This is a genomic window from Nocardia sp. NPDC058176 (assembly GCF_042883805.1).
Lineage (GTDB): Bacteria > Actinomycetota > Actinomycetes > Mycobacteriales > Mycobacteriaceae > Nocardia.
Genome location: NZ_JBHVVA010000002.1, coordinates 444,015 through 469,086, shown reverse-complemented (window position 1 = coordinate 469,086; position 25,072 = coordinate 444,015). Strand labels below are relative to the sequence as shown.

The following is a 25,072-nucleotide window of genomic DNA, read 5'->3' as shown; positions in this document are numbered from 1 at the left end:
CGATGCGTATAGTTGCGCCTGCTCGTTCAACGAACCGATCCGGAGGAACCTGAAAGTGGTTGCAGCACTGTCTGAATCCCTGCTCGACGACACCAAGCGTCCTGCTTTCCTAGCTGACGCCGTCGAGGTTCTCGACGCCGAGGTCTCGGACAAAGGTGGTGCGTCCGGCCTGGCCGTGAAGGGTGGCTACGCGGCGGTCAAGAAGATCAGCCCGACCATCGTTCCCGATGCCCTCGCATCGCTGGCGCCGAAGCTGCTCGACCAGCTCCAGCCGTACTGGGCCGAATTCACCGCCTCGGGCACCGGCACCTTCGCCGATCTGCTGACGGCGAAGTCCGACGAGGCGGCCGAGGCTCTGCTGGCCGTCACCGATGCCAGGGCCGAGGCGTCCACCCGCCCCGCGCTCAAGAAGGTGTACTCGTCGATGCGTGGTTCTGCCAAGAAGCACGTCATCGAGGCCCTGCCGCGCGTGGCCGACCTGGTGCAGAAGCACGCGGGCTGATCGTTTTCGCGTTCGACGGCGAGTCCGTGCTCTTCCGGCTCGCCGTCGGCCGCGGCTGGTAGTTCTCCAGGCCGCACACCTCCCGACGGTGTGCGGCCTGGAGTGTTTCCGAGCCGCCGAGGCCGAGCCGAGACCTGCGCTGTGCCCTGGGTCACGAATCGGCAATTAACATTCGTAACCTGTTCGTGGCCCCCGGTCCCGGGTGCTGCCGGGTGTTAGCCACCCCGTTCCCCGCCGATAGCGGCGTTTTTGCGTGCGGACGCGACATGGGAGTTTCGCGCTGATTTAACATTCCGAAAATATGCGGTTAGCGCAGAATTCACGGTGATTATCGCCACGTATAACGGATTGGATAATTCGATCTGGAATCGATTAGCTTTCGATTGTCCGCAAGAAAGTCAGCCTGCCCCGGCGGGCCGAAAGGAATTTCTCATGATGCGCAAGTCTCTCGTCGTCGCCGGTGCTGTCGCCCTCGCCCTGGCCGGTCCGGCCGCCATGGCCAACGCCGTCACCGGTTCGGCCAGCGGTTCGGCCGCCCTCGGTGCCGCGGGTTCCGCCGCCGCCGGTGGCTCGGGTTCGGCTGCTGCCGCAGGTGGCACGGGTTCCGCCGCCGCGGGCGCCCCCGCGCTGGCCACCGCGCTGGGCACCGGTTCGGCCGCCCTCGCCGGGCTCGGCACCGGCTCCGCCGCGCTGGCCGATGGTGTCGGCATCCTCGACACCGGCAGCTCGGCCCTGAACAACCTCACCTCGACCGGTGTGAACATCATCGACATCATCCTCGGTGTCAACGAGCTGAATGCTCCCGCCGAGTAATTCAGCGGAACCGCACAATAAAACGGTAGTGCGCCGAATGGTGTACTACCGTTTTATTGTGTGTTATTTCCATCGTGAATTTGCCACATCGATAGCGGCATGATTGCTGTTCTCGCCGGGCGGGGTGGCGTCGCCACTTCGCCTGCGGCGCAGCGGATTGCCGCCGCGGCGGCGTAATCGGCGGCGCATAGGTGTCCCGGTTAACAGGGGGCAGCAGCAGCGCTTCGGTGACAGGTCTGTCAGGCTGGTAATCGTGAATCCGTCAACAGCGCAGGCGCGCGTGGTCGTCGACGAACTCGTGCGCGGGGGTGTGCGCGAGGTCGTGCTGTGCCCCGGATCGCGCAACGCCCCGCTGGCCTTCGCCCTGCAGGCGGCGGATGTGGCCGGGCAGTTGCGGCTGCACATGCGCATCGACGAGCGCACCGCCGGATTCCTCGCGGTCGGTCTCGCGGTGTCCTCGGGGCGGCCGGTCCCGGTCGTGATGACCTCGGGAACCGCCGTCGCCAATCTCGGCCCCGCGGTGCTCGAGGCCAACTACGCGCGGGTGCCGCTGATCGTCGTCAGCGCGAACCGGCCCTACGAGATGCTCGGTACCGGCGCCAATCAGACGGTGGAACAGCTCGGGCTGTTCGGCAGCCAGGTCCGCGCCACCATCAGTCTCGGTCTGGCCGAGGCAGAGGCGGGGGAGTCGGCGTATCCGCGGCAGAACAGCGTGTGGCGCTCGGCGGTCTGCCGGGTCCTCGCCGCCGCACGCGGTACCCGTTCCGGCAACGCGGGCCCGGTGCAGTTCGACATTCCCCTGCGCGAACCGCTGGTCCCCGAGCTGTCCGACGACCCGTTGCCCGCTGGCCGCGACGGCGAACGCCCGTGGACGGCGACCCAGTACGCCACCCTCGACGTGCCACTCGACATCGATCTCACCCCCGACACCGTCGTCATCTCCGGCCACGGCGCCGGGTTGCGTCCGGAACTGGCCGAGCTGCCGACCGTGGCCGAGCCCACCGCGCCGATGCACGGTCCCGCCTTGCACCCGCTGGCGCTGTCGCTGCTGAAGCCCACCCAGGCGATCATCACCGGTCGTCCGACCCTGCATCGCCAGGTCTCGCGGGTGCTGGCCGATCCGAACGTCACCGTGTTCGCGCTCACCACCGGTCCGCGCTGGCCCGATGTCTCCGGCAATGTCGTGGGCACCGGCACCCGCGCGGTCACCACCGGTGCCCCGCGTCCCGAGTGGCTCACCCGCTGCGCGGAACTCAACGAGCAGGCCGAAGCCGTCGTGCGCGCCGAGCTGGCGACGCACCCCAAGGCCACCGGTCTGCACGTCGCCGCCGTCGTCATGGACGCGCTGCGCGTGGGTGACCAGCTGCTGCTCGGCGCCTCGAATCCGGTGCGTGACGCGGCGCTCGTCTCCAGCCCGCGCCCCGGCGTGCGGGTGCTGTCCAATCGCGGCGTCGCCGGGATCGACGGCACCGTCTCCGGCGCGGTCGGCGCCGCGCTGGCCCATTCCGGCCGCACGGTGGCCCTGATGGGCGACCTGACCTTCCTCCACGACGCGTCCGGCCTGCTGATCGGCCGCGGCGAACCGCGCCCCGACAACCTCACCATCGTCGTCGCCAACGATGACGGCGGCGGCATCTTCGAACTGCTCGAGCAGGGCGATCCGCAGTACGCGGGCGTGTTCGAGCGCGTCTTCGGCACGCCGCACGGGATGGACCTGGCCGCGCTGTGCGCCGCCTATCGCATCCCGCACCGCCAGGTCGACCCCGCGCAACTGGCCGTGGAACTGGCCTCGGACGCGCACGGGCTGCGGGTGCTCGAGGTCGCGACCGAGCGGTCGAGCCTGCGTGAACTGCACGCCACCGTGCGGGCGAAGATCGCCGGTTAGGGCTCCTCGCCGACGAACTCCTCGTCGAACGGGACGGGGATGGTCTGCTCGATCACATCCGCCGGATTGGCGTGGTCGGCTTCGCGAGCGACAGTGGCCGCCATCTCGTCGGCGGTGTCGAGGAAGGCCGGATCATCGGGGTCGTCGTCGCGGAAGGCCGACTGCTCCTGCTCGACGCGATCGGCCTCGGGAACCTCGTCCAGTGGCCGGGCGGATTCGTCGATCATCGGTGCTCCTGTTCGTCGTCGTTGCCTCGGACGTGGTGTCACTGATCTGGCCTTGCACGTCCAGGGTGCGCCGATCCGGCCCGCGCGGCAACCCGCGTCGATGAGTTCGCGGTACGAACATCGTCTGTATTGGTGCCGCAGTACGCCGCCTAAGGAGCGCTCATGGAACCGCAGTTCGATTTCGCCCCCGCCGCCCGGTCGCTCGCCGCCGTTGTCGGCGAGATCACCGAGGACCAGTTCACCGACCCGACACCCTGCGCCGGCCTCACCGTCCGCGACCTGCTCGCGCACGTCGTCGGGCTGAGCGAGGCCTTCCGTCAGGCCGCGACCAAGGAGGCGGTCGGCCGCTCCGCGTCACCGCCCAGCGGCGCCGACAGCCCGCTGCCCGACGATTGGCAGACCCGTATCCCGGCCCAGCTCGACGCGCTGACCGCCGCGTGGCGCGCCCCCGAGGCGTGGGAGGGCGACACGGAGGCCGGTGGGGTCGTCATGCCCGCCGTGGTGATGGCGACCGTCGCCCTCGACGAACTCGCCATCCACGGCTGGGACCTCGCCGTCGCGACCGGTCAGCAGCTTGCCGTCAGCCCTGACGACCTGGCGATCCTGACCGAGTTCCTGCGTGAAACCGACCCCGAGGGCACCCCGGGACTGTTCGGTCCGATCGTTGCCGTCCCCGCGGACGCGCCCGCTCTCGATCGCTTGCTCGGCCTCACCGGCCGCGACCCGGGTTGGCTGCCCGCCATCGCAACCGACCCGCGGTCCTGACCGGTTTCCGTGATGGTCTCAGCCGACGAAAGTCCCGGCGGCCGTGGCGAGCGCGGCTGCCCGGGCCGATCGATCGGCGACGTCCTGGTCGATCGGGTCGCCGGTCGCCAGCAGGCGGTAGTAGAGCGGGGCTGACACGGCGGACAGGACGGCGCGCGGATCGGTGCCGACGGGCGCTTCGCCGCGGATGACGGCGTCCTCGACGCACGGTGCCCACTCGGCGAGGCGGGTGTCGTAGAAGGTGTGCAGCGCGGCGGCGGTGAGTTCATCGCCCGCGGCGGCGGCGATCACCGCGCGGAACAGGTTGCCCTGTCTGGGGTCGGCGAGGGTTTTCGCGACCAGCCGGGCGTTGGCGGTGAGGTCGTCGAGCAGCGTGCCGGTGTCGGCGCGGGGGAGCGACTGTTCGGCCATGTCGACGAGCAGGTCGGCGACCAGGCCGGCCGGGGTGCGCCAGCGGCGGTAGACGGTGGTCTTGCCGACGCCCGCGCCCGCGGCCACCTCGGCCAGGTCCAACTGCGCGAAACCCCGATCGGCGAGGACGTCCCCGGCCACCTCGAGGACCGCTTCGCGCACCCGTGCGGTGCGCCCACCTGGGCGAACAGAGCCGGGCCAGGCAATGTCGTGCTCCATAACGGAACTCCTGTTTCATTTGGTGCGGATCGGGTGTACTGTCGATCGTATTAACGGAACTATAGACCCCTTAGGAGTTCTCATGGAGTATCGGCGGCTCGGCGCATCCGGTCTGCTCGTTCCCGCACTCGGATTCGGGGCGGGCACCTTCGGCGGTCGCGGCGCCCTGTTCAGCGCATGGGGCGATACCGATGCGGCGCAGGCGAGGCGGTTGGTCGACATCAGCCTCGAGGCGGGCGTCACCCTGTTCGACACGGCCGACGTCTACTCCGACGGCGCCTCGGAAGAGGTGCTCGGCGCGGCGATCAAGGGCAGGCGTGATCAGGTGATCCTGTCCACCAAGTCCGCGCTGCCGACCGGGCCGGGCGCGCACGAGGCCGGTTCCGGCCGGGCCAGATTGATCCGTGCCGTCGACGCGTCGCTGCGCCGGCTCGGCACCGACTACCTCGACCTGTTCCAGCTGCACGCCTTCGACGCGGGCACCCCGCTCGCGGAAACCCTCACGGCCCTCGACGATCTCGTGCGCGCGGGCAAGATCCGCTATCTCGGGGTCTCCAACTTCGCGGGCTGGGAACTGATGAAGACCCTGTCCACGGCCGAGACGCTCGGTCTGGAAAAGCCGGTGGCGCACCAGGTCTACTACTCGCTCGTCGGCCGCGATTACGAATGGGAGCTGATGCCGCTCGGTACCGACCAGGGCGTCGGCGCGATCGTCTGGAGCCCCCTCGGCTGGGGCAGGCTCACTGGCAAAATCCGTCGCGGGCAGCCACTTCCGGCCGGCAGCCGGTTGCACGAGACGGCGCAGGCGGGCCCGCCCGTCGACGACGAGCACCTCTACACCGTGGTCGAGGTCCTCGACCGCATCGCCGCCGAAACGGGCCGCAGCGTCCCGCAGATCGCCCTGAACTGGCTACTCACCCGCCCCACCGTCGCCACCGTCCTCATCGGTGCCCGCAACGAGCAACAGCTACGCCAGAACCTCGGCGCCGTCGGCTGGCAGCTCGACCCGGAGCACGTGGCCGCCCTCGACGCCGCGAGCGCGACCACACCGCCGTACCCGTACTACCCGTACCACCGGCTCCCCGATTTCACCCGCCTCAATCCACCGGCGGTCCGGGCGGCGGCCTGAGTCAGTACACGTCGCGCACGTACCGCTTCTCGGCGACCAACTGCTTCTTGAAGGCCAGGGCGGCCGGTTCGTCCAGCTTGCCGTGGATCCGGGCGATCCGCAGCAGGGTGTCGTCGACATCCTTGGCCATCCGGGCGGCATCGCCGCAGACGTAGAAGTGGGCGCCCTCGCGCAGCCACGACCACAGTTCGGCGCCGTGCTCGATCATCCGGTGCTGCACATAGACCCGCTCGCGCTGATCACGGGAGAAGGCCAGGTCGAGGCGGGTGAGGAAGCCGGAGCGGAACATGTCCTCCAGCTCGGTGCGGTAGTAGAAGTTCTGTTCGGCGTGCTGATCGCCGAAGAACAACCAGTTGCGACCGGTCGCGCCCAGCGCCCGGCGCTCGTGCAGGAAGCCGCGGAAAGGAGCGATGCCGGTGCCGGGGCCCACCATGATCATCGGGACGTTCGGGTCGGCGGGCGGGCGGAAATGCGGTGCCCGCTGCAGGAAGATCGGCACCTCGGCACCCGCGCGGTCGGCCAGGAAGGTCGAGCACACGCCGCCGCGGCGAGCCGCGCTGCCCACCGGGTCGCCGTAGCGGACGACGCCGACCGTCAGCTGCACCTCGTCCGGGGTGGTCAGTGGGCTGGAGGAGATCGAATACTGGCGTGGCTGCAGCTTTTTCAAGACGCCGAGCCAGTCGACGAGATCGGTGCGCACCGGGAAATCGCGGAGCACGTCCACGGCCTGGCGGTCCCACAGGTAGCCGGCGAGCTCGTTGCGGTTGTCGCGGCGCAGCAGTTTGGCCAGCTGCGGGTGCGGGTTGCGTTCGGCGATGAAGCCGAGCAGGTCCTGGTTCACCTTGGTGATGTCGTAGTGGGTGCGCAGGGCCTCGGTGAGGGTGAGTTCGCGATCGTCGACGTCGATCACGCGGTGACCGTCCAGGCCGGTCGAGGTCAGCCATTCCTCGACCAGTTCGGGGCTGTTGGCGGGCAGCACGCCCAGTGAGTCGCCCACTTCGTAGTCGGCCTCGAGGTCGCGCAGGTCGAAACCGAAGCGGCGCACCTCTTTCGTCGAACCGGCGGCACTGAGCGTCTCGTTGCGGACGAGAGTGGCGCGGACCGGCGCGTGCCGGGTGAAGGGTGCGGGGGTGCGCTGAACCCGGCCGGGCGCGGGCGCGATGGCACGCTCGAGCACGGTCGCGCCGCCACCGCGGCCGGCGGGGAAGGTGCGTGCCGGATTCGGCTGGGGTGCGGAGTTGTTGGTGGTGATGGGTGAACCGCCGCGCGGTGGCGTGGTGTCCTGCGGTGCGTTCCCTGGGTCGGCGGTTCCGGGGGTGAGCACGGCCAGCACCTCGTCGAGCCATCGCTCGGCGGCGTCGAGGAAGTCCGGCTCACTGTCCACCCGCGGCAGCAGTCGCTGCCCGCCACGCTCGGCGAGCAGGGTGTCGAGCTTGCGGCCGTGGCCGCAGAAGTCGTCGTAGGAGGAGTCGCCGAGGGCGAAGACCGCGTACCGCACCCCGGTGAGCCGGGCGGCGCTGTCCTCGAGCCTGGTCCAGAAGTCGGCGCCGTTGTCCGGTGGCCCGCCGTCACCGAAGGTGCTGGTGACGACGAGAACATCGCCCGAAAGCGAGGTGAGCTCACAGGAATCCATATCGAGCACCGACGGGGTGAGTCCCCCCTCCGACAGTCGCGCGGCGACGGTCGCGGCCAGTTCCTCGGCGTTGCCGGTCTGGGAGGCCCACAGCACCGTGACCGGAGATGCGGTCGGTGCGTCGGCTGTGGTCTCGGTCGCGCTGTCGGTACCGCGGGAGTACATGCCCGCCAGCAGGCCGTCGACCCACAATCGCGATTGGGTGGACAGTGGTGCGCTGGTCGGCAGCACGGGCTGGCCGGTGACCGGAAGCGACTGCAGTGCGGCGAGATAGCCGCTGAGATAGACCCGCTCGGTCTCACTCAGGGAAGGCGCGGTGCGTGTGTCGAGGCCGAGGATCGCGGCCAGCGGGTGCGCGACCGGCTGTGACGGCGCCTGCTCGGGCTTCGCGACCGGCCCGACCCGCCGCAGTGCCACCGCGCACGCCTTGAACTCCGGTTGCAGGGAGGCCGGATCGACCGCGTCATTGGTGACCGCGTTGATCGTCAGGTACTCGCCCTGCTCGTCGTTCCAATGGAACGGGGCGAAGCAGTCCCCCGGGCGCACCCGGTCGCTGATCTGCACCGGCAGCACGGCACGGCCACGGCGCGAGGCGATCTCGAGCTCATCGCCCGCGGCGAGACCGAGCCGCTCCGCGTCGGTGGGATGCACCTCGACGAAGGGCGCGCCGTTGAGCTTGGTCAGCTTGGTGACCTTGCCGGTCTTGGTCATCGTGTGCCACTGATGCTGCAGGCGACCGGTGTTGAGCAGGAAGGGGTAGTCGTCATCGGGCAGTTCGGCGGCGGGCAGGTGCGGGCGGGCGAAGAACACCGCGCGCCGGCTCGGCGTCGCGAACGCCAGCCGCGGGGTGACGCCGTGCTCGTCGACGTGCAGTGGCTGATGGATGCCGTCGTTGCGGTAGCGGATCGGATTGCGTCGCGAGTCGCTGTCGCCGCACGGCCACTGCATCGGTCCCTCGCGCAGCAGTTCGTAGCTCATCCCGCTCAGGTCGTAGCCGGTCGCCGGGTTGGTGAACCGCTGGATCTCGGCGAACACCTCGGCACTGGAGGTGAAGTCGAAACCGGGGAAGCCCATGGCCGTGGCGACCTGGGCGATCAGCAGCCAGTCCGGCCTGGCGTCGCCGACCGGATCGACGGACTGCTGCAGCAGGGTGACATTGCGCTCCGAGTTCACCATCACCGCATCGGTTTCCGCCCACAGGGCGGCGGGCAACAGCAGGTCGGCGTAGGCGTTGGTGGCCGTCTCGCCGTAGGCGTCCTGCACGACGACCAGCTCGGCGGCTTCCAGCCCGGCGATCACCGTCTTGCGATTGGCCACGGTGGCAACGGGATTGGTGCAGATGATCCAGGCGGCCTTGATCTCGCCGTCGGCCAGGCCGCGGAACATGTCGATGGTGCCGGGCCCGGCTTCGGTGCGCAGCGTGTCGGCGGGCAGGTCCCACGCGGTCTCGACGAAGGCGCGGTCGGCGGGGGAGAGCAGGCTGCGCTGGCCGGGCAGGCCGGGGCCCATGTAGCCCATCTCGCGCCCGCCCATCGCGTTGGGCTGGCCGGTCAGCGAGAACGGGCCGCTGCCCGGCCGGCAGATCGCCCCGGTCGCCAGGTGCAGGTTCACCAGGGCGTTGGTGTTCCAGGTGCCGTGCGTCGACTGGTTGAGGCCCATCGTCCACAGCGACATCCACTCGCCGGCCTCGGCGATCATGGTCGCCGCGGTGCGGATGTCGGCCTCGGCCAGTCCGGTCAGCTCGGCGACGCGGGCGGGCGGATAGTCGGCGAGGAACTCGGGCATGGCGTCCCAGCCCTCGGTGTGCTCGGCGATGAACGCGGTGTCGATCGCGCCGTCGGCGACGAGCAGATGCAGCAGCCCGTTGAGCAGGGCCAGATCGGTGCCGGGCGCGATCTGCAGGAACAGGTCCGCGCGGGTCGCGGTCTCGGTACGGCGCGGATCGACCACGATCAGTTTCGCGCCCGCCTTGAGCCGGTCGGCCATCCGCAGGTACAGGATCGGGTGGCAGTCGGCCATGTTCGCGCCGCTGACCAGGAACAGGTCGGCGTGCTCGAAGTCGTCGTAGGAACCGGGCGGGCCGTCCGCGCCCAGCGACTGCTTGTAGCCGGTGCCCGCGCTGGCCATGCACAGTCGCGAGTTGGCCTCGATGTGCTTGGTCCGCAGGTAGCCCTTGGCGAGTTTGGTGGCCAGGTACTGGGCTTCCAGCGACATCTGTCCGGAGACGTAGAGGGCGATGGCGTCGGGGCCGTGCTCGTCGAGGATCGCGCGCAGCCGGGTGGCGGTTTCGTGCACGGCCTCGTCGACCGGCATCGGCACCGGGACCTGGCCCCGCTCGGGCCGGCGGTAGGCGGTGTCCATCCGGCCGGGCGCGGCCATCATCTCGGCGTGGGTCGCGCCCTTGGTGCACAACCGGCCCGCGTTCGCCGGATGCAGCTTGTCCCCGCTGACCTTGGCGATCACCCGCGTGCCAGACTGATCAGTCTTGGACTGGACGCTTATGCCGCAGCCGACACCGCAATACGAGCACTGCGTACGCACAGTGTCCGCGCCGCGGATGTCAGCTTCCCCTGTCATACCCACGATCATCCGCACCTGTCGTTGCGCTCGATTTACCGAACGTTATGTCCAGGTGACAATCGACCTCACGCGCCGAAATCGGCCCTGTGAGGAGATGGCCGCAATATCAGCCCTGATCAGGGCGGGTTCCGGTCGCATGCGCCGACCGCGGTCCACGGCCGGAGTGACCGGATTCACCCGGCTGCGCACGTGCCCTCAGCGCAATTTGTAGCCGCGATGCAATGCCACCACACCGCCGGTCAGATCGCGCCACTGCACCGAGTCCCAGCCCGCGTCCGCGATCCGGCGGGCCAGCCTGCGCTGATTCGGCCAGGCGCGGATCGATTCGGCCAGGTACACGTACGCGTCCGGATTGGAGCTGACCGCGCGCGCCACCCGGGGCAGCGCCTTCATCAGGTACTCCATGTAGATCGTGCGGAACGGCCCGAACACCGGCGTGGAGAACTCACACACCACCACCCGCCCGCCCGGCTTGGTCACCCGCAGCATCTCGCGCAGCGCCACGTCGATGTCGGCGACATTGCGCAGACCGAAGGAGATGGTCACCGCGTCGAAGGAGTCGTCGGCGAACGGCAGGGCCATCGCGTCCCCGGCCACCATCGGCACCTGCCGGAACCGGCCCGCCGAGAGCATGCCCTGGGAGAAGTCGGCCGCCACGCACCAGGCGCCGGACTTGCCGAGCTCCACCGTGGACACCCCGGTGCCCGCGGCCAGGTCGAGCACGCGCTCACCGGGGCGCAGCCCGAGCGCCCGCCGCGTCGCCCACCGCCAGTAACGGTCCTGCCCGCCGGAGATCACCGTGTTGGTGAGGTCGTAGCGTTTCGCCACACCGTCGAACATCGACGCGACCTCGTGGGGTTGCTTGTCCAGCGAAGCCCGAATCGGTTCCCGCTGCTCTGTTGTCGCCACGAATCGAGCTTATCCGGCGGTGGCCGCCGCCTTCTAGGCCGAGCGCAGCAAGCGCTCGCGTGTCCCGGTGACCTCGGCGTAGTGCCCCATCAGCTCGGTGCAGATCGCGGGCCAGGTGCGGTGCAGCACCGATTTGCGCGCCGCGGCCGAGAACCGGGCGCGCACCGCGGGGTCGCGCAGTGCCGAGACCGCGCTGGGCAGCAGTTCGGCGAATCGGTCGACCGGCAGCAGGTACCCGTTGCGGCAGTGCGCGATGAGATCGCGCGGCCCGCCCGCGTCCGGCCCGATCACCGGAACGCCCGAGGACAGCGCCTCCTGCACGCCCTGGCAGAAGGTCTCGTGTTCGCCGGGATGCACCATCACGTCCAAGCTCGCGTAGTGGTCGGCCAGCTCGCTGCCGCCGAGTTCGCCGGTGAACACCGCGCCCGGCAGCAACCGGTTCAGCCGCGCCCGCTCCGGCCCGTCGCCGACCACCACCAGCTGGATCGACGGGTCATCGGCCAGGGCAACCAGCCGCTCCACATGCTTTTCCGGCGCGAGCCTGCCGACGAACCCGACGACGAGCCGATCCTCGCCGCCCAGCCAGCTCGTCCGCAGCTCGGTGCTGCGCGCACCCGGGGAGAACCGTTCGATGTCGACCCCGCGTCCCCAGCGGTGCACGCGCGGAATGCCGTGCTCGGCGAGATCCTGGGCGGCCGCAGAGGACGGTGCCAGCGTGCGGGTGGCGCCCTCGTGGATGCGCCGGGTCCACGCCCAGGCCGCCCGGGACGCCAGGCCGAGCCCGTAGCTCTTGGCGAATCCGGCCACATCGGTCTGATACACCGCGATCGAGGGCAGGTCGAGCCGGGTCGCCGCCGCCAGTCCGCCCGCACCGAGCAGGAACGGCGAGGCCAGATGCACCACATCGGGGTCGAAGGCCGCGATCGCCGCGGTGATCCCCGGTTGCGGCAGCCCGACCGGCAGGGAACTCACCTTCGGCACCATCATCGCGGGCACCCGGTGCACCGGGAACCGCCCGTGGAAGCGCGGCGCGGGTGGCGCGCCGCGCAGGGTGTCCGGCGCGACGATCATCGCGTCGTGTCCGTGCTGGTCGAGGTGGTCCAACACCCGCAGCACGGAGTTGACGACGCCGTTCATGTTCGGCAGGAAAGACTCCGAGACGATGGCTACGCGCACGATCTCAGGGTGACCGCCGCACCGCGCGACACACCCACACCGACGTGACGTCGGAACGAACAGCAGGCGAAGTTACTGCTCGCGCTGCTTGCGCCGCACCAGCCACAGCGCGGGCAGGGCAAGCCCCCACGCCACCACGATCACCGACGCCGCCGGAATGATCGCCACGCGCGCGTCGCGCCCCGCGACCCGCACCAGATCGGGATCCCGCGTGCTGTACTCCACGTTGATCCGCTGCCCCGCGGTCAGATTCGTCGGATACAGAATCCCGACCTTCGGATTGTGCGTCACGCTGTCGGGCGTCACATACATCACCGCCGACCGCAGCCGCCCCGCCGAGAGCACCTCACCGGAAGTGACTCCCCGATGCCGCTCGATCTCGAAGTCGTTGCGCCACGCGGCCAGCACCAGCAGCACCATCAGCACACTGACCACCGTCGCGGCACCGATCACCCCGACCCGCACCCGCCGCAGGCGCCTGATCCGCCCATCCGACTGGCTGATTTCCGACACGCGCCACACAGTACCGCCCGCGTCCACACCCCCGGCCACCCGTCATTTCGGGGTCTTCGGGAGACCGCGCCAGCGCGCCGAAAACACTGCTAGCGTGGGCGCCCATGTCCCGCAAATTCAGCTTCACCGTGCCCTACGCAGTCCCGGTCGAAGAGCTTCACCGGGCACTCGTCGACGATGCGGTCTGGCAGGCGCGATTCGCCGCCGCCGAGACCGCGACCCTCGAACTCTCCCATCCGGACGGACCGGGTTCGATTCGCATCCACATGACGGAAACGCCAGGTCAGGACAAGGTTCCCGGGCTGGTGCGCAAGGTACTCAAGAGTGATCTGGTGCTCGAGCGCACCGATGACTGGCAGCCGCTGCAGGGCGAGGTCGCCAAGGGTGCGTTCACCGGCCGGACCGGCGGTATCAACACCGAGATGTCGGGCACCTACGAGCTGCGGCCCACCGCGGAGGGCAGCGAGATCGAGGTCGTCGGTTCGGTGACCGTGAAGGTGCCGCTGGTGGGTGGCGCGATCGAGCCGCTGGCCGAGCAGTTGCACCAGCGGGTGCTCAACAGTGAGCGCAAGTTCATCGAGGGTTGGTTCGCCAAGCTGTAGGTCGCGGGGCCCGCGGTGCCGCCCGAGGCGGGTGGCACCGCGGGTCTGGCAACCCGGGTTCGAGGAGAGCCGAGGCCGCTCAGCTGAACGGCGGCCGTTCGTCGGCGCGCAGCGAGGCCCGGCCCGCCGCCCGCCAGGCGCGGGCGGTGATGTCGAGGTCCTCGTCGGTGACCAGGTTGCCCATCACGCGAACGGCTGTGCGCTGCAGGTATTTCGACCGCATCACCGGCGGTCCGCCCAGCGGCACCATCTTCGGATGGGTGGCCAGCCCGGCGATCCGGCGGGCGACCGAGAACGTGCGGCCGTAGCGCTCGCGCAGCAGCTGCGGCCACACCGCGCTCAGATCGGGCTCGTCGAGCAGCCCGGCGAGCAGGTGCCCGCCTTCCAGGCCGTAGTCGATGCCCTCGCCGTTGAGCGGGTTCACGCACCCGGCGGCATCGCCGACCAGTACCCAGTTCGGTCCGGCCACCCCGGAGACCGCACCGCCCATCGGCAGCAGCGCCGAGGCGACGGCGCGCAGTTCGCCCTCGAGCTGCCATTCCTCGCGGCGTAGCCGGGTGTAGTGCTCGATGAGCGGTTTGAGCGCGATGTGCGATGGCCGCTGCTCGGTGGCCAGCGAGCCGACGCCGATGTTCACCTCGCCGTTGCCGAGCGGGAAGATCCAGCCGTAGCCGGGCACCAGCTCGTCGGCGGCGTTGCGCAGTTCCAGGTGCGAGGAGATCCACTGGTCGTCGCTGCGACCGGACTTGATGTAGGCGCGCGCCGCGGTGCCGTAGGCGTAGCGGCGATGCCAGGTGCGCCCGAGCTGCTTGCCGACGGGGGAGCGCACGCCGTCGGCGACGACGAGCACCCGGCAGCGCACCGTCTGCGTGGTGTCACCGAGCCGCACCGTCACCCCGGTGACCCGCGCACCCTCGCGCAGCGCCTCGGTGACCTTGGCGCCGTCGACCATCCGCGCGCCCGATTTGATCGCCGTCTCGCGCAGTTTGTCGTCGAGTTCGGTTCGGGGAACGGCACTCCCGTAGGTCGGGAACGACCCGCCCGGCCAGGGCAGCAGCGCCTCCCGGCCGAACCCGGCCATCCGCAGCCCGTGGTTCACGGTGTGCGCGCGCAACCATTCGCCGAGCCCGAGGTGTTCGAGCTCGGCGGTGGCGCGCGGGGTGAGCCCGTCCCCACAGGTCTTGTCGCGCGGGAAGACGGCCGAATCGAGCAGCAGCACATCGCGTCCGGCCCGGGCCGCCCAGGCCGCCGACGCCGAGCCCGCCGGCCCCGCGCCGACCACCAGCACCTCGACGGCGGTGGGCAGCGGCGCGCGGTCGGCGGGGGTGAGATCCGGTGAACCCATGGCTCAATACTGGCACCCCCGGCCGCTGTGCGAGAGTGTCGGGTACACCGGGAATAGTCACTGTGTGACGGTGTTCATCGGCCGTTGCGCCGGAACACGCTAGGTTGCTACCCGTCGGGGTCGGACGCATCGCTGGGAGAAGATAATGAGCACATCGGCTGTGAGCGACGAGAGCACCGTGGTTGCCGGGGTCGATCTCGTCGATCCGCAACTCGCCGTCACCGTGCGCGATGCCCTGGCCGCGGTCGAGAAACTGCTCGTCGACGAACTCTCCGACGGCGAGGAATTCCTCCAGGAAGCGGCGCTGCACCTGGCGAAGGCGGGCGGCAAGCGCTTCCGGCCGCTGTTCACCGTGCTCACCGGCCAGCTCGGCCCCAATCCCACCGACCCGGCGCTGATCACCGCGGGCACCGTGGTGGAGCTGGTGCACCTGGCCACCCTCTACCACGACGACGTGATGGACGAGGCCTCCCAGCGGCGCGGCGCCGTGAGCGTCAACGCCCGCTGGAACAACAACATCGCGATCCTGGCCGGCGACTACCTGTTCGCCCACGCCTCGCGCCTGACCTCCACGCTCGGCCCGGACGCGGTCCGCATCATCGCCGAGACCTTCGCCGAGCTGGTCACCGGCCAGATGCGGGAAACCATGGGCGCCAAGCAGTCCCAGGACCCGGTCGAGCACTACCTGCGCGTGGTCTGGGAGAAGACCGGTTCGCTCATCGCCGCCGCGGGCCGTTTCGGTGGCACCTTCTCCGGCGCCGACGACGAGCACGTCGAACGGCTGGCCCGCCTCGGCGACGCCGTCGGCACCGCCTTCCAGATCTCCGACGACATCATCGACATCTCGTCCTCGGCCGAGCAGTCCGGCAAGACCCCCGGCACCGACCTGCGCGAAGGCGTGCACACCCTGCCCGTCCTCTACGCCCTGCGCGAGTCCGGCGCCGACGGCGACCGCCTGCGCACCCTGCTGGCCCGCCCCCTGGAAACCGACGCCGAGGTCGAGGAAGCACTGGAGCTGCTGCGCCGTTCCCCCGGCATGGCCCAGGCCAAGGAGAAGCTGCAGGAATACGCCGACCTGGCCGACACCGAGCTCACCGCCCTGCCCGCCGGTCCCGCCAACGACGCACTCACGCGACTGGTCCGCTACACCATCGAACGGGTCGGCTAGCCGGAACTATCCCGGCTCCATCCACGTTTTCCGTTCATGCCCAATGGGATCAAAACGTTCGGTTTGATGGTCGGGCTGTCGGCGCTGATCGTCGCCATCGGGGCGATGTTCCGCAGTCCGACGATTCTGATCATCTCGATCGTGCTCGCGGTCGGCATGAACGCCTACGCCTACTTCAACAGCGACAAACTGGCGCTGAAGGCGATGCACGCCCAACCGGTCAGCGAACTCGAGGCCCCGGTCATGTACCGGATCGTGCGCGAGCTCGCGACCACGGCCCGCCAGCCCATGCCGCGGCTCTACATCAGCCCGACCAACGCGCCCAACGCGTTCGCGACCGGCCGCAATCCCCGCCATGCCGCGGTCTGCTGTACCAGCGGCATCCTGCAACTGCTCGACGAGCGTGAGCTGCGCGCGGTGCTGGGCCACGAACTGTCGCACGTCTACAACCGCGACATCCTGATCTCCTCGGTGGCCGGCGCGATGGCCTCGATCATCACCGGCCTGGCGAACATGGCCTTCTTTGCCAGCTCGTTCGGCAGCCGGGACAACGGACCCAACATCATCGGTGTGCTGCTGGTCTCGCTGCTGGGCCCGATCGCCGCCGGCCTGATCAAGATGGCGGTGTCGCGGTCTCGGGAGTACCAGGCCGATCAATCCGGCGCCGAACTCACCGGCGACCCGTTGGCGCTGGCCTCGGCGCTGCGCAAGATCGAACGCGGCGTCCAGGCCGCCCCGCTGCCGCCGGACCCCAAGCTCACCAGCGAATCGCACCTGATGATCGCCAACCCGTTCCGCGCGGGCGACCGGGTGGCCCGCTGGTACTCCACCCACCCGCCCATGGCCGAACGCATCAAGCGCCTGGAGGAAATGGCGGGCGGCACTCATCGTTACTGAGCGCCGCCCTCGCCCCTACCGGTAGTTGACGAACTGTAAGGCGATACCGAAGTCCTCGCCCTTGAGCAGCGAGATCACGGCCTGCAGATCATCGCGCTTCTTGCTGCTCACGCGCAGCTCCTCGCCCTGGATCTGCGCCTTCACGCCCTTGGGGCCCTCGTCGCGGATCTTCTTGGAGATCTTCTTCGCCTTCTCGGTGTCGATGCCCTGCACCAGCGTGCCGGTGATCTTGAACACCTTGCCCGAGGGCTGCGCCTCGCCCGCGTCGAACGCCTTGAGCGAGATGTCGCGCCGGATCAGCTTCTCCTTGAACACCTCGAGCGCCGCCTTCACCCGCTCCTCGGCGTTGGCGGTCAGCACGATGGCCTCCTCGCCGGACCACGCGATCGAGGCGTCGGTGCCCTTGAAGTCGTAGCGGGAGTTCAGCTCCTTCTCCGCCTGATGCAGCGCGTTGTCGACCTCCTGACGATCGACCTTGCTCACGACGTCGAATGACGAATCGGCCACACTGCGCTCCTGTCCATGAAGGTCTGCCCAACTCCGGGCCGGAGATCTACCGGCCGCCGAGACAGTTGTACCCGTACCGGTGCTCGACTACCCCTCGCAGGGGGTCTGTGCAGGCGGTTTGCATTGTGGGTGTGGGTTCGTTGTAAGCTGCTCAGCGCACCGGAAACGGCGCACAAGGCAGATTGCCCGAGCGGCCAATGGGAGCAGACTGTAAATCTGTCGGTGAAAGCCTACGTAGGTTCGAATCCTACATCTGCCACATCGAACCCCGTCGATCACAAGATCGGCGGGGTTCTTTGGTTCACGGGCCGGCAAGGCGGGCCCAGCGCCTGACCCGCGGGTGATCAGCAGGTTTCACAGCGGTGGAAATGTGCTGTGACCTGCCGGTTTGGAACTCTCGGCAGGTAGTGTGTAATCTCGTTCAGGACGCCGGAGCACGGGGTCGCGCTGGTCGGGTTTCCGATCAAGACTCTGTGCCACGTTGTCATGCCCCCTTAGCTCAGTCGGCAGAGCGTTTCCATGGTAAGGAAAAGGTCAACGGTTCGATTCCGTTAGGGGGCTCGCCGGATTGCCGGTGGTGACCGACTCGGCATCGCACTCGCGTTCACGCGGGGGTGGGCGCGGCATCATCGTGATAGGTCCGCCGTGGCGGTGTAGCTCAGTCGGTAGAGCAAACGACTCATAATCGTTGTGTCGCCGGTTCAAGTCCGGCCATCGCTACCAATAACGACTCAGCCCAGACCGGAAAGAAGGCATATCGTGGCCGCGAAGTCCACCGATGTCCGGCCAAAGATCACCTTGGCCTGCGAAGAGTGCAAGCACCGTAACTACATCACCAAGAAGAACCGGCGTAACGACCCGGATCGCCTCGAGCTGAAGAAGTTCTGCCCGAACTGCGGAACTCACCGGGCGCACCGCGAGTCGCGCTGATTCTCCACCAGTATTTGCCGAAGGCCGGACGAAAGTCCGGCCTTTGTGCTTTTCCGGACCGGCCGCCATTGGTGACTTACGGGTGAGTAAGGTCCATTCTGTGACAGTGAACACCGGAACTGACGAAGCGGTCTCCACCGCAGCTGCCGAGCCTGTCGATCCCGCGGCCCACGCGGCGTCGATGGTCGGCCACCACTATCGGGTCGACGACTTTTACGAGGTCGGTCGCGAGAAGGTGCGCGAATACGCCCGCGCCGTGCAGGACTACCACCCGGTGCACTGGGAGGAAGACGTCGCAGGCGAGTACGGCCACGACGGGCTGGTCGCCCCGCTGACGTTCATCTCCCTGGTCGGCATCCTCGCGCAGCGCAAACTGTTCGAGCAGATCGTCACCGGCTACGACCTGAGCCAGATCATGCAGACCGACCAGATCCTGGAGTTCCACCGGCCGATCCGGGTCGGCGATCAACTCACCTGCGATGTGTACCTGCATTCGTTCCGGCAGGCCTTCGGCGGCGACATCATCGTCACCAAGAACATCGTGACCGCCCAGGACGACGAACTGGTGCTCACCACCTACACCACGCTGATCGGCCGCAGCGGCGGTGACATCGATCCCAGGATGTCGGACGCGGTGCGCAACGTGCTCATGCACGGCCTCGGCGAGGACGAGCCCGCCCATCACGCGCCCGGCGAGATCACCCCCGATCCGGTCACCAAGCTGCCGGAACCGGTGCTCACTTCGCACGCGCTCGCGTTCGACAGCGTGTCGGCGGGCGACGCGCTGCCTCCGCGCGTGGTCCGCCTGACGCGCGGCGACCTGGTCAACTACGCCGGGGTCTCCGGCGACGCCAATCCGATCCACTGGAGCGACGAGATCGTCAAACTGGTCGGCCTGGACGATGTGGTCGCGCACGGCATGCTCACCATGGGTCTCGGCGGCGGATTCATCACCTCCTGGCTGGGTGATCCCGGCGCGGTGAAGGAATACAACGTGCGTTTCACCAGTCCGGTCTATGTCGCCGCCGACGTCCCCGCGGAGGTCGAATTCACCGGTAAGGTGAAGTCGGTCGACCCGGAGAACAAGACCGCCGTCATCGCCATCACGGCGAAGTCGGCGGGCAAGAAGATCTTCGGCCGCGCCACGGCAACCGTTCAGCTGTCCTGACCTGGTCGACTATCCCGGATTGGCGAATACGGCACGCGGTAACGTACACTCGGGAATCTGGGGTCACCGGCTGCTGCGCGCTGATCTTCCCGGGGAGCGGAGCTCCCTCTGGAAGCGGCGCGCGTGTTGTGTGAGTGACACCGGGCTCGATAATCGAATATCGACTGTGGTTGGACGCAACGGCCTCGGCTGGTCCAACCGAAGGGGCGTAGCTCAATTGGCAGAGCAGCGGTCTCCAAAACCGCAGGTTGCAGGTTCAAGTCCTGTCGCCCCTGCCCTTAATGCCAGCGACGAGGAAGGATCGACGTGAGCGACGAGCGGGATACTCGCGCCGAAGACGGCGACGACACCGCCGCTGCCACTCGACCGAGCGGCAAGCGGTCTACTCGTCGTCCGCGTCCGACGGATCCTCCGGCGGACAACGGCAACGGCGGGGTAGCCATGCTCGACCGGCCCTCGTCACCGCGCAAGGCGGACAAGACTGTCGGTAAGTCGAGCAACCCGTTCAAGCGGGTGCTCAAGTTCCTGCGAGAAGTCATCGCGGAACTGCGCAAGGTGATCTGGCCCAACCGGAAGCAGATGGTCACCTATACGGCCGTCGTTCTGGTGTTCGTGGTCTTCATGGTCGCGTTCATCAGTGGGATCGACGTGGTGTACGTCAAGGCTGTCGACTGGCTGTTCGGCTGATAGCCGACACCGACGCCGGAAGCCGACCCCGCGGAGCGGCGGAGAGTGCTCCGCGCACCCGACCCGGCCCGGTCCAGAGCATGTACGTGACGACACAGGAAGCGAGTGCCTCAGTGAGCACCCCGGAGAACGACACCAACAACGAGTTCCCGGTTGACGACGCTGTCGTGGCGGAGACCGCCACCGATGAGGTCGAGGCCGCCACCGAGCTCGCTGACGAGGCCCCCGCGGCCGACGAGGATGCCGACGCCGTCGCCGAGGCGCCCACCGAGGAAGACCCCGAAGCCGACCCGGTCGAGTCGATGAAGGCCAAGCTGCGCCGCGTCCCCGGCGACTGGTACGTCGTGCACTCCTACGCCGGCTACGAGAACAAGGTCAAGACCAACCTCGAGACCCGTGTGCAGAACCTCGGCCTCGAGGACTACATCTTCCAGGTCGAGGTGCCGACCGAAGAGGTCACCGAGATCAAGAACGGGCAGAAGAAGAACGTCAACCGCAAGGTGCTGCCCGGTTACATCCTGGTCCGGATGGAACTGAACAACGAGTCGTGGGGCGCGGTCCGCAACACCCCCGGCGTCACCGGCTTCGTCGGGATGACCGGCGGTGGCCCCGGCGCCAAGCCGACCCCGCTGACCATCAACGAGGTCGTGAAGTTCCTGGTTCCGGCCGGCGCGCAGGCGCAGAAGAAGGCGGCCGCCGCCGCTGCTTCGTCGGGTTCGGATGCCGGTGCCGCCGCTTCGGGCAAGCCGGTCATCGAGGTCGACTTCGAGGTCGGCGAGTCGGTCACCGTCATGGACGGCCCGTTCGCGACGCTGCCCGCCAGCATCAGCGAGGTCAACGCCGAGCAGCAGAAGCTCAAGGTGCTCGTCTCGATCTTCGGTCGCGAGACCCCGGTCGAGCTGAACTTCACCCAGGTCTCCAAGATCTAGGTTTTCCCGCTTCGCGACGGCACCGCCTCGGCGGTGCCGTTCGCGTTTTCCTACCGGTCCCCGGCTGCGGTCGCCGCGACGCGGTTCGGTAGAGTGTGACAGTTCGTGTGTAGACCCGCACCGGTGATTTTCCGCCGGTGCCGTGGTCGTGCGCGAATGCCGGGCTGGACCCGGCGTGGGAGCGATCCCGCAACAGGCTTACGGCAACCGTAAGGAACCGAAACCCAAGGAAGAAAGATGCCCCCCAAGAAGAAGAAGCTCGCCGGGATCATCAAGCTGCAGATCCAGGCCGGCGCCGCGAACCCGGCCCCTCCGGTCGGCCCCGCGCTCGGTCAGCACGGCGTCAACATCATGGAGTTCTGCAAGGCGTACAACGCCGCGACCGAGTCGCAGCGTGGCAACGTCATCCCGGTCGAGATCTCGGTGTACGAGGACCGGACGTTCGACTTCAAGCTGAAGACCCCGCCCGCCGCCAAGCTGCTGCTCAAGGCCGCCGGTGTGCAGAAGGGCTCGGCCGAGCCGCACAAGACCAAGGTCGCCAAGGTCACCCTGGACCAGGTCCGGGAGATCGCCAAGACCAAGGCCGAGGATCTCAACGCCACCGATCTCGATCAGGCCGTGAAGATCATCGCCGGTACCGCGCGTTCGATGGGTATCACCGTCGAAGGCTGAGCGAACCCTCGCTCACTGTGGGAGGGCCGGCCAGGCCCGTAACACCACATCTGAACTCGAAACTTTAAGGACAGAACAACATGGCAAAGCGAAGCAAGGCGTATCTCGCCGCTGCTGAGAAGGTCGATCGCGACAAGCTGTACTCCCCGCTGGCCGCCGCGCGTCTGGCCAAGGAGACCGCCACCACCAAGACCGACGCGACCGTCGAGGTCGCCGTTCGTCTCGGCGTGGATCCCCGTAAGGCCGACCAGATGGTCCGCGGCACCGTCAACCTGCCGCACGGCACCGGTAAGACCGCGCGCGTCATCGTGTTCGCCGCCGGTGAGAAGGCCGCCGAGGCCGAGGCCGCCGGTGCCGACGCCGTGGGCGCCGAGGACCTGATCGAGCGGATCCAGGGCGGCTGGCTCGACTTCGACGCCGCGATCGCCACCCCGGACCAGATGGCCAAGGTCGGCCGCATCGCGCGTGTCCTCGGCCCGCGTGGTCTGATGCCGAACCCGAAGACGGGCACGGTCACCAACGACGTGACCAAGGCCGTCAACGACATCAAGGGCGGCAAGATCAACTTCCGCGTCGACAAGCAGGCCAACCTGCACTTCGTCATCGGCAAGGCGTCCTTCGACGACGCCAAGCTGGTGGAGAACTACGGCGCCGCGCTGGACGAGATCCTGCGTGTGAAGCCGTCGACCGCCAAGGGTCGCTACGTCAAGAAGATCACGGTTTCGACCAACACCGGACCGGGCATCCCGGTGGACACGAACCGCACCCGCAACCTCCTCGACGAGGATGCGTGAGCTTCAGCTGACGGGTAACTCCTGATCGACCACGAGGGTGGGAACGCACTGCGTTCCCACCCTCGCGGTTTTCCGGGGACTTTTCGCCCGAGCGGGCCGGTTGTGCACGGGTGTGACCAGGATTCTGCTGATCTCGGGGAGTACCAGGAACGGCTCGACCAATACCGCCGCCCTGCGTACCGTGGCCGTGCTCGCGCCCGCGCCAGTGCGCGCCGATCTCTATACCGGCCTGCGTGAGCTGCCCGCTTTCGTCCCCGGCGACGACCCGGACGACCATCCCGCGGTGATCGCCTTGCGCGCCGAGCTCGCGACGGCGGACGCGGTGCTCATCTGCACGCCCGAGTACGCGGGCACACTGCCGGGCAGCATGAAGAACCTGCTGGACTGGACTGTCGGGACGGCGGATCTGCACGAGAAGCCCACGGCCTGGCTGACCGTGGCGGCACCCGGCCGGGGCGAGGGTGCGGTGGCCACGCTGGCCACGGTGCTCGGTTATGTCGGTGCCGAGGTGGTCGGGCGGGCCTGTTTGCGGCTTCCGGTCGCCGGCGCCGATGTCGGCGACGACGGATTGGTCGGCGATCCGGTTTTCCGGGCGGGCGCGAGTACGGTGCTCGCCACGTTGGTCGACCATCTGGCCACCGCGGGGGAGTGAGAACGCCGGGGACTCGGCGCGCCGGGCGGTTGCCGCCCGGCGCGCGATCGGTCAGTTCTTCGACTCGGCGTCGTCCTTGTCGCGCCAGCCGAGCAGGACGGACTCGCCGCCCTGTGGCTTCCACGGCAGGAAGATCGCCACGATCACCGCGCAGACGATGACCGCGCCCGCGCCGACCATCGAGGCGGTGTGCGCGCCCTGCAGGGTCGCCGTTTTCATGGCGACGATCAGGTTCTCGCGCTGGGTCTCGAAGAAGGGCGCGAGTTCGCGTTTGCGCAGTTCCAGCACGCTGAGTGGGCTGGCCTTGACCAGGCTCTTCTCGTTGTCGTTCATGATGCCCAGCGGGATGGCGTCGACGCGCTCGGCGATGCGGCTGGTGTAGTACGAGGCCACGATCGACCCGAGTATCGCGACGCCGAGGGTGCCACCGACCTCGCGGGTGGTGTCGTTGACGGCCGAACCCGCGCCCGCCTCGTTCAGCGGCAGCGAGGACATGATCGACTCCGTCGCCGGACCCTGCACGATGCCGAGACCGAGTGCCATGAACACCATCGCGGGCAGCACGCCCATCACATAGGTGCTGTCCACGGTGACCTGTCCACCCAGGTAGAGCCCGAGGCCGATGAGCAGCAGGCCGGTCACCAGGACCGCCGTCGTGCCGATCCGCTGCGCGAGCAGGGTGGCCACCGGTGCGCCGATCGCCACCGAGAAGGCGAACGGCAGTGAGGCGATACCGAATTCGAGCGGGGTGTATTCGCGGACGCCCTGGAAATACTGGGTGATCAGGAAAAGGAAACCGAACATCGAGAAGTAACCGATGGCAATCGCCAAGGCGGGTAACGAGAATCGGCGATTGCGGAACAGTCGCATGTCGAGAATCGGTGCGGCCGAACGCAATTCCCATGTCACGAAAGCAGCGAGAAGAACGAGGCCGAGCGTGAGTGTGCACAGGGTGACGAGCGAGAGCCACCCGTTGTGCGGCGCCTCGATGATGGCCCACACCACCAGCGTGATGCCCGCGATCGAGAGACCGATCCCGACCAGGTCGAGCCTGCCCACCTGGGTGGCCCGTGATTCGGGCACCCACAGCAGCGTGGCGACCAGCGCGACCAGCGCCACCGGCACATTGATCCAGAACACCGAGTGCCAGCTGAAGTGTTCGAGCAGCCAGCCGCCCGAGATCGGGCCGATGGCGATGGCGAAGCCCGCCATCGCGGTCCAGGCGGCGATGGCGAACGCGCGTTCGCGCCGGTCGGTGAAGATGTTGATGATCAGGGCCAGGGTGGCCGGGAAGACCGCGGCGGCGAAGACGCCCATGGCGGCGCGGGCCGCGATGACCTGGGTCATCGAGTCGGCGAGCGCGCCACCGACCGACATCACCGCGATACCGATCAGGCCGACGATCATGATCCGGCGGCGGCCGTAGCGGTCGCCGAGGTTGCCCGCCGCGAGCAGCAGTCCGGCGAAGGTGAGGGTGTAGGCGTCGACGACCCACTGCAGGCCGGAGACCCCGGTCTGGAGCTGGACGCCGATCGAGGGCAGGGCCACGTTGACGATGGTGTTGTCGAGCACCACCAGCAGTTCGGCGAGGCAGATGACGACGAGCGCGAGGATCCGCTGTGGACGCCGGTCCAACAGCACTGGTGGAGCGACTATGGAGGTTGCCATAGTTGAGGAGTGAACCAGGTTACTGTCACCGGATGTAACACCTTTCCGGTGAGATTGCTGCCACTTCAACCACTGGAAAGTGATCCACACCACAACTATTGCGGGCGAATCGGACGCTGCCTGAGGCGTTTTGGCAGATGGGGGTGGGTGCAGGTACAGTGAACTCCGGTCATCGACGCGTTCGATGACTACCCATTCGTTCTACCGAAGACCGTTGGTCGTCGATGCCGCTCGCACGGTGTCGATCGAAGGTCCGGCGACATTGCCGGCGACCCACGCAGGGAGAGCTGA

The 25,072-nt window shown here is 68.3% G+C and carries 24 protein-coding genes and 4 tRNA genes; 19 read left to right on the top strand and 9 right to left on the bottom strand.

Features of this window, described 5'->3' with window-relative positions:
- The first annotated feature begins 55 nt into the window (after window positions 1-55).
- From ACFVVM_RS14600 to menD, 3 genes are all read left to right on the top strand, one after another.
- Window positions 56-502: a DUF6918 family protein gene (locus ACFVVM_RS14600; protein WP_071930539.1), complete on the top strand. Its 447-nt coding sequence runs from the start codon at window positions 56-58 to the stop codon at window positions 500-502.
- Between the two features lie 432 nt (window positions 503-934).
- Window positions 935-1,315 (top strand): hypothetical protein, encoded by a 381-nt coding sequence (locus tag ACFVVM_RS14595; RefSeq protein ID WP_387617595.1) that lies wholly within the window; start codon window positions 935-937, stop codon window positions 1,313-1,315.
- 253 nt (window positions 1,316-1,568) lie between these two features.
- Window positions 1,569-3,200: a 2-succinyl-5-enolpyruvyl-6-hydroxy-3-cyclohexene-1-carboxylic-acid synthase gene (menD, locus tag ACFVVM_RS14590; RefSeq protein WP_387617593.1), complete on the top strand. Its 1,632-nt coding sequence runs from the start codon at window positions 1,569-1,571 to the stop codon at window positions 3,198-3,200.
- On the opposite strand, the gene ACFVVM_RS14585 is transcribed toward menD, so the two are convergent.
- Complete coding sequence (locus ACFVVM_RS14585; RefSeq protein WP_387617591.1) at window positions 3,197-3,427, bottom strand: hypothetical protein; 231 nt, start codon at window positions 3,425-3,427, stop codon at window positions 3,197-3,199. The genes menD and ACFVVM_RS14585 overlap by 4 nt on opposite strands.
- Before the next feature lie 162 nt (window positions 3,428-3,589).
- Between ACFVVM_RS14585 and ACFVVM_RS14580 the strand changes: the two genes are divergently transcribed.
- The gene (locus ACFVVM_RS14580) at window positions 3,590-4,192 is read left to right on the top strand and encodes a TIGR03086 family metal-binding protein (protein ID WP_387617589.1); all 603 of its coding nucleotides are present in this window, start codon (window positions 3,590-3,592) and stop codon (window positions 4,190-4,192) included.
- A gap of 18 nt (window positions 4,193-4,210) precedes the next feature.
- Here the strand turns inward: ACFVVM_RS14580 and ACFVVM_RS14575 are convergent, their stop codons facing one another.
- Window positions 4,211-4,822 (bottom strand): TetR/AcrR family transcriptional regulator, encoded by a 612-nt coding sequence (locus ACFVVM_RS14575; RefSeq protein WP_387617587.1) that lies wholly within the window; start codon window positions 4,820-4,822, stop codon window positions 4,211-4,213.
- Window positions 4,823-4,904: 82 nt separating this feature from the next.
- Between ACFVVM_RS14575 and ACFVVM_RS14570 the strand changes: the two genes are divergently transcribed.
- Window positions 4,905-5,951: an aldo/keto reductase gene (locus ACFVVM_RS14570; protein WP_387617585.1), complete on the top strand. Its 1,047-nt coding sequence runs from the start codon at window positions 4,905-4,907 to the stop codon at window positions 5,949-5,951.
- Between the two features lies 1 nt (window position 5,952).
- Here ACFVVM_RS14570 and ACFVVM_RS14565 read toward each other — a convergent pair whose 3' ends face one another.
- The 4 genes from ACFVVM_RS14565 to ACFVVM_RS14550 all read right to left on the bottom strand — a co-directional run bounded on the left by ACFVVM_RS14565 (window position 5,953) and on the right by ACFVVM_RS14550 (window position 12,762).
- Window positions 5,953-10,173 carry a molybdopterin-dependent oxidoreductase gene (locus tag ACFVVM_RS14565; protein WP_387617583.1) on the bottom strand — a complete coding sequence of 1,407 codons (4,221 nt, stop codon included), beginning with the start codon at window positions 10,171-10,173 and terminating at the stop codon, window positions 5,953-5,955.
- Window positions 10,174-10,359: 186 nt separating this feature from the next.
- Window positions 10,360-11,073 carry a demethylmenaquinone methyltransferase gene (locus ACFVVM_RS14560; protein WP_387617581.1) on the bottom strand — a complete coding sequence of 238 codons (714 nt, stop codon included), beginning with the start codon at window positions 11,071-11,073 and terminating at the stop codon, window positions 10,360-10,362.
- Between the two features lie 33 nt (window positions 11,074-11,106).
- Window positions 11,107-12,249, bottom strand: coding sequence for a glycosyltransferase family 4 protein (locus ACFVVM_RS14555; RefSeq protein WP_387617579.1), 1,143 nt, complete (start codon window positions 12,247-12,249; stop codon window positions 11,107-11,109).
- Between the two features lie 72 nt (window positions 12,250-12,321).
- A complete protein-coding gene (locus tag ACFVVM_RS14550; RefSeq protein WP_387617577.1) occupies window positions 12,322-12,762 on the bottom strand; it encodes a DUF3592 domain-containing protein in 441 nt (146 codons plus the stop codon).
- A gap of 104 nt (window positions 12,763-12,866) precedes the next feature.
- On the opposite strand from ACFVVM_RS14550, the gene ACFVVM_RS14545 reads away from it, so the two are divergent.
- The gene (locus ACFVVM_RS14545; RefSeq protein ID WP_387617575.1) at window positions 12,867-13,364 is read left to right on the top strand and encodes a DUF2505 domain-containing protein; all 498 of its coding nucleotides are present in this window, start codon (window positions 12,867-12,869) and stop codon (window positions 13,362-13,364) included.
- 79 nt (window positions 13,365-13,443) lie between these two features.
- Here ACFVVM_RS14545 and ACFVVM_RS14540 read toward each other — a convergent pair whose 3' ends face one another.
- Entirely contained in the window at window positions 13,444-14,709 is a 1,266-nt protein-coding gene (locus ACFVVM_RS14540) for a geranylgeranyl reductase family protein (RefSeq protein WP_387617573.1), read from the bottom strand.
- Window positions 14,710-14,854: 145 nt separating this feature from the next.
- Here ACFVVM_RS14540 and ACFVVM_RS14535 point away from each other — a divergent pair, with 145 nt between their 5' ends.
- Both ACFVVM_RS14535 and htpX read left to right on the top strand, forming a co-directional pair.
- Window positions 14,855-15,877 (top strand): polyprenyl synthetase family protein, encoded by a 1,023-nt coding sequence (locus ACFVVM_RS14535; protein ID WP_387617571.1) that lies wholly within the window; start codon window positions 14,855-14,857, stop codon window positions 15,875-15,877.
- Window positions 15,878-15,913: 36 nt separating this feature from the next.
- Window positions 15,914-16,774: a zinc metalloprotease HtpX gene (htpX, locus tag ACFVVM_RS14530; RefSeq protein ID WP_387617569.1), complete on the top strand. Its 861-nt coding sequence runs from the start codon at window positions 15,914-15,916 to the stop codon at window positions 16,772-16,774.
- A 15-nt stretch (window positions 16,775-16,789) separates the two neighbouring features.
- Here the strand turns inward: htpX and ACFVVM_RS14525 are convergent, their stop codons facing one another.
- Entirely contained in the window at window positions 16,790-17,281 is a 492-nt protein-coding gene (locus ACFVVM_RS14525) for a YajQ family cyclic di-GMP-binding protein (RefSeq protein ID WP_071930525.1), read from the bottom strand.
- Window positions 17,282-17,457: 176 nt separating this feature from the next.
- Here ACFVVM_RS14525 and ACFVVM_RS14520 point away from each other — a divergent pair.
- From ACFVVM_RS14520 to ACFVVM_RS14470, 11 genes are all read left to right on the top strand, one after another.
- Window positions 17,458-17,540 (top strand) — tRNA-Tyr (locus ACFVVM_RS14520).
- Between the two features lie 229 nt (window positions 17,541-17,769).
- Window positions 17,770-17,842 (top strand) — tRNA-Thr (locus tag ACFVVM_RS14515).
- Between the two features lie 86 nt (window positions 17,843-17,928).
- Window positions 17,929-18,004, top strand: a tRNA-Met gene (locus ACFVVM_RS14510).
- A 36-nt stretch (window positions 18,005-18,040) separates the two neighbouring features.
- Window positions 18,041-18,211, top strand: a complete 171-nt coding sequence (gene rpmG, locus ACFVVM_RS14505; protein ID WP_019049401.1) for a 50S ribosomal protein L33 — start codon at window positions 18,041-18,043, stop codon at window positions 18,209-18,211.
- A 106-nt stretch (window positions 18,212-18,317) separates the two neighbouring features.
- Window positions 18,318-19,379 carry a fused (3R)-hydroxyacyl-ACP dehydratase subunits HadA/HadB gene (locus ACFVVM_RS14500; protein WP_387617566.1) on the top strand — a complete coding sequence of 354 codons (1,062 nt, stop codon included), beginning with the start codon at window positions 18,318-18,320 and terminating at the stop codon, window positions 19,377-19,379.
- A gap of 202 nt (window positions 19,380-19,581) precedes the next feature.
- A tRNA-Trp gene (locus ACFVVM_RS14495) sits at window positions 19,582-19,654 on the top strand.
- A gap of 31 nt (window positions 19,655-19,685) precedes the next feature.
- The gene (secE, locus tag ACFVVM_RS14490) at window positions 19,686-20,066 is read left to right on the top strand and encodes a preprotein translocase subunit SecE (RefSeq protein ID WP_387617564.1); all 381 of its coding nucleotides are present in this window, start codon (window positions 19,686-19,688) and stop codon (window positions 20,064-20,066) included.
- A 113-nt stretch (window positions 20,067-20,179) separates the two neighbouring features.
- On the top strand, window positions 20,180-20,995 hold the full coding sequence (nusG, locus tag ACFVVM_RS14485; RefSeq protein WP_387617562.1) for a transcription termination/antitermination protein NusG: 816 nt from the start codon (window positions 20,180-20,182) through the stop codon (window positions 20,993-20,995).
- 237 nt (window positions 20,996-21,232) lie between these two features.
- Complete coding sequence (rplK, locus tag ACFVVM_RS14480) at window positions 21,233-21,667, top strand: 50S ribosomal protein L11 (RefSeq protein WP_387617560.1); 435 nt, start codon at window positions 21,233-21,235, stop codon at window positions 21,665-21,667.
- A gap of 80 nt (window positions 21,668-21,747) precedes the next feature.
- Window positions 21,748-22,461 (top strand): 50S ribosomal protein L1, encoded by a 714-nt coding sequence (gene rplA / locus ACFVVM_RS14475; protein ID WP_387617558.1) that lies wholly within the window; start codon window positions 21,748-21,750, stop codon window positions 22,459-22,461.
- A gap of 112 nt (window positions 22,462-22,573) precedes the next feature.
- The gene (locus tag ACFVVM_RS14470) at window positions 22,574-23,113 is read left to right on the top strand and encodes an NADPH-dependent FMN reductase (protein ID WP_387617556.1); all 540 of its coding nucleotides are present in this window, start codon (window positions 22,574-22,576) and stop codon (window positions 23,111-23,113) included.
- A 51-nt stretch (window positions 23,114-23,164) separates the two neighbouring features.
- Here the strand turns inward: ACFVVM_RS14470 and ACFVVM_RS14465 are convergent, their stop codons facing one another.
- Window positions 23,165-24,781: an MFS transporter gene (locus ACFVVM_RS14465; protein WP_387617554.1), complete on the bottom strand. Its 1,617-nt coding sequence runs from the start codon at window positions 24,779-24,781 to the stop codon at window positions 23,165-23,167.
- Window positions 24,782-25,072: the final 291 nt, after the last annotated feature.

What these genes read in the sequence shown, in the direction of transcription:
- htpX (WP_387617569.1), top strand. Translation starts at nt 15,914, where the DNA reads ATGCCCAATGGGATCAAAACGTTCGGTTTGATGGTCGGGCTGTCGGCG.
- ACFVVM_RS14540 (WP_387617573.1), bottom strand. Translation starts at nt 14,709, where the DNA reads ATGGGTTCACCGGATCTCACCCCCGCCGACCGCGCGCCGCTGCCCACC.
- ACFVVM_RS14545 (WP_387617575.1), top strand. Translation starts at nt 12,867, where the DNA reads ATGTCCCGCAAATTCAGCTTCACCGTGCCCTACGCAGTCCCGGTCGAA.
- ACFVVM_RS14585 (WP_387617591.1), bottom strand. Translation starts at nt 3,427, where the DNA reads ATGATCGACGAATCCGCCCGGCCACTGGACGAGGTTCCCGAGGCCGAT.
- ACFVVM_RS14580 (WP_387617589.1), top strand. Translation starts at nt 3,590, where the DNA reads ATGGAACCGCAGTTCGATTTCGCCCCCGCCGCCCGGTCGCTCGCCGCC.
- ACFVVM_RS14565 (WP_387617583.1), bottom strand. Translation starts at nt 10,173, where the DNA reads ATGATCGTGGGTATGACAGGGGAAGCTGACATCCGCGGCGCGGACACT.
- ACFVVM_RS14595 (WP_387617595.1), top strand. Translation starts at nt 935, where the DNA reads ATGATGCGCAAGTCTCTCGTCGTCGCCGGTGCTGTCGCCCTCGCCCTG.
- ACFVVM_RS14535 (WP_387617571.1), top strand. Translation starts at nt 14,855, where the DNA reads ATGAGCACATCGGCTGTGAGCGACGAGAGCACCGTGGTTGCCGGGGTC.
- rplK (WP_387617560.1), top strand. Translation starts at nt 21,233, where the DNA reads ATGCCCCCCAAGAAGAAGAAGCTCGCCGGGATCATCAAGCTGCAGATC.
- ACFVVM_RS14570 (WP_387617585.1), top strand. Translation starts at nt 4,905, where the DNA reads ATGGAGTATCGGCGGCTCGGCGCATCCGGTCTGCTCGTTCCCGCACTC.
- rplA (WP_387617558.1), top strand. Translation starts at nt 21,748, where the DNA reads ATGGCAAAGCGAAGCAAGGCGTATCTCGCCGCTGCTGAGAAGGTCGAT.
- ACFVVM_RS14465 (WP_387617554.1), bottom strand. Translation starts at nt 24,781, where the DNA reads ATGGCAACCTCCATAGTCGCTCCACCAGTGCTGTTGGACCGGCGTCCA.
- ACFVVM_RS14575 (WP_387617587.1), bottom strand. Translation starts at nt 4,822, where the DNA reads ATGGAGCACGACATTGCCTGGCCCGGCTCTGTTCGCCCAGGTGGGCGC.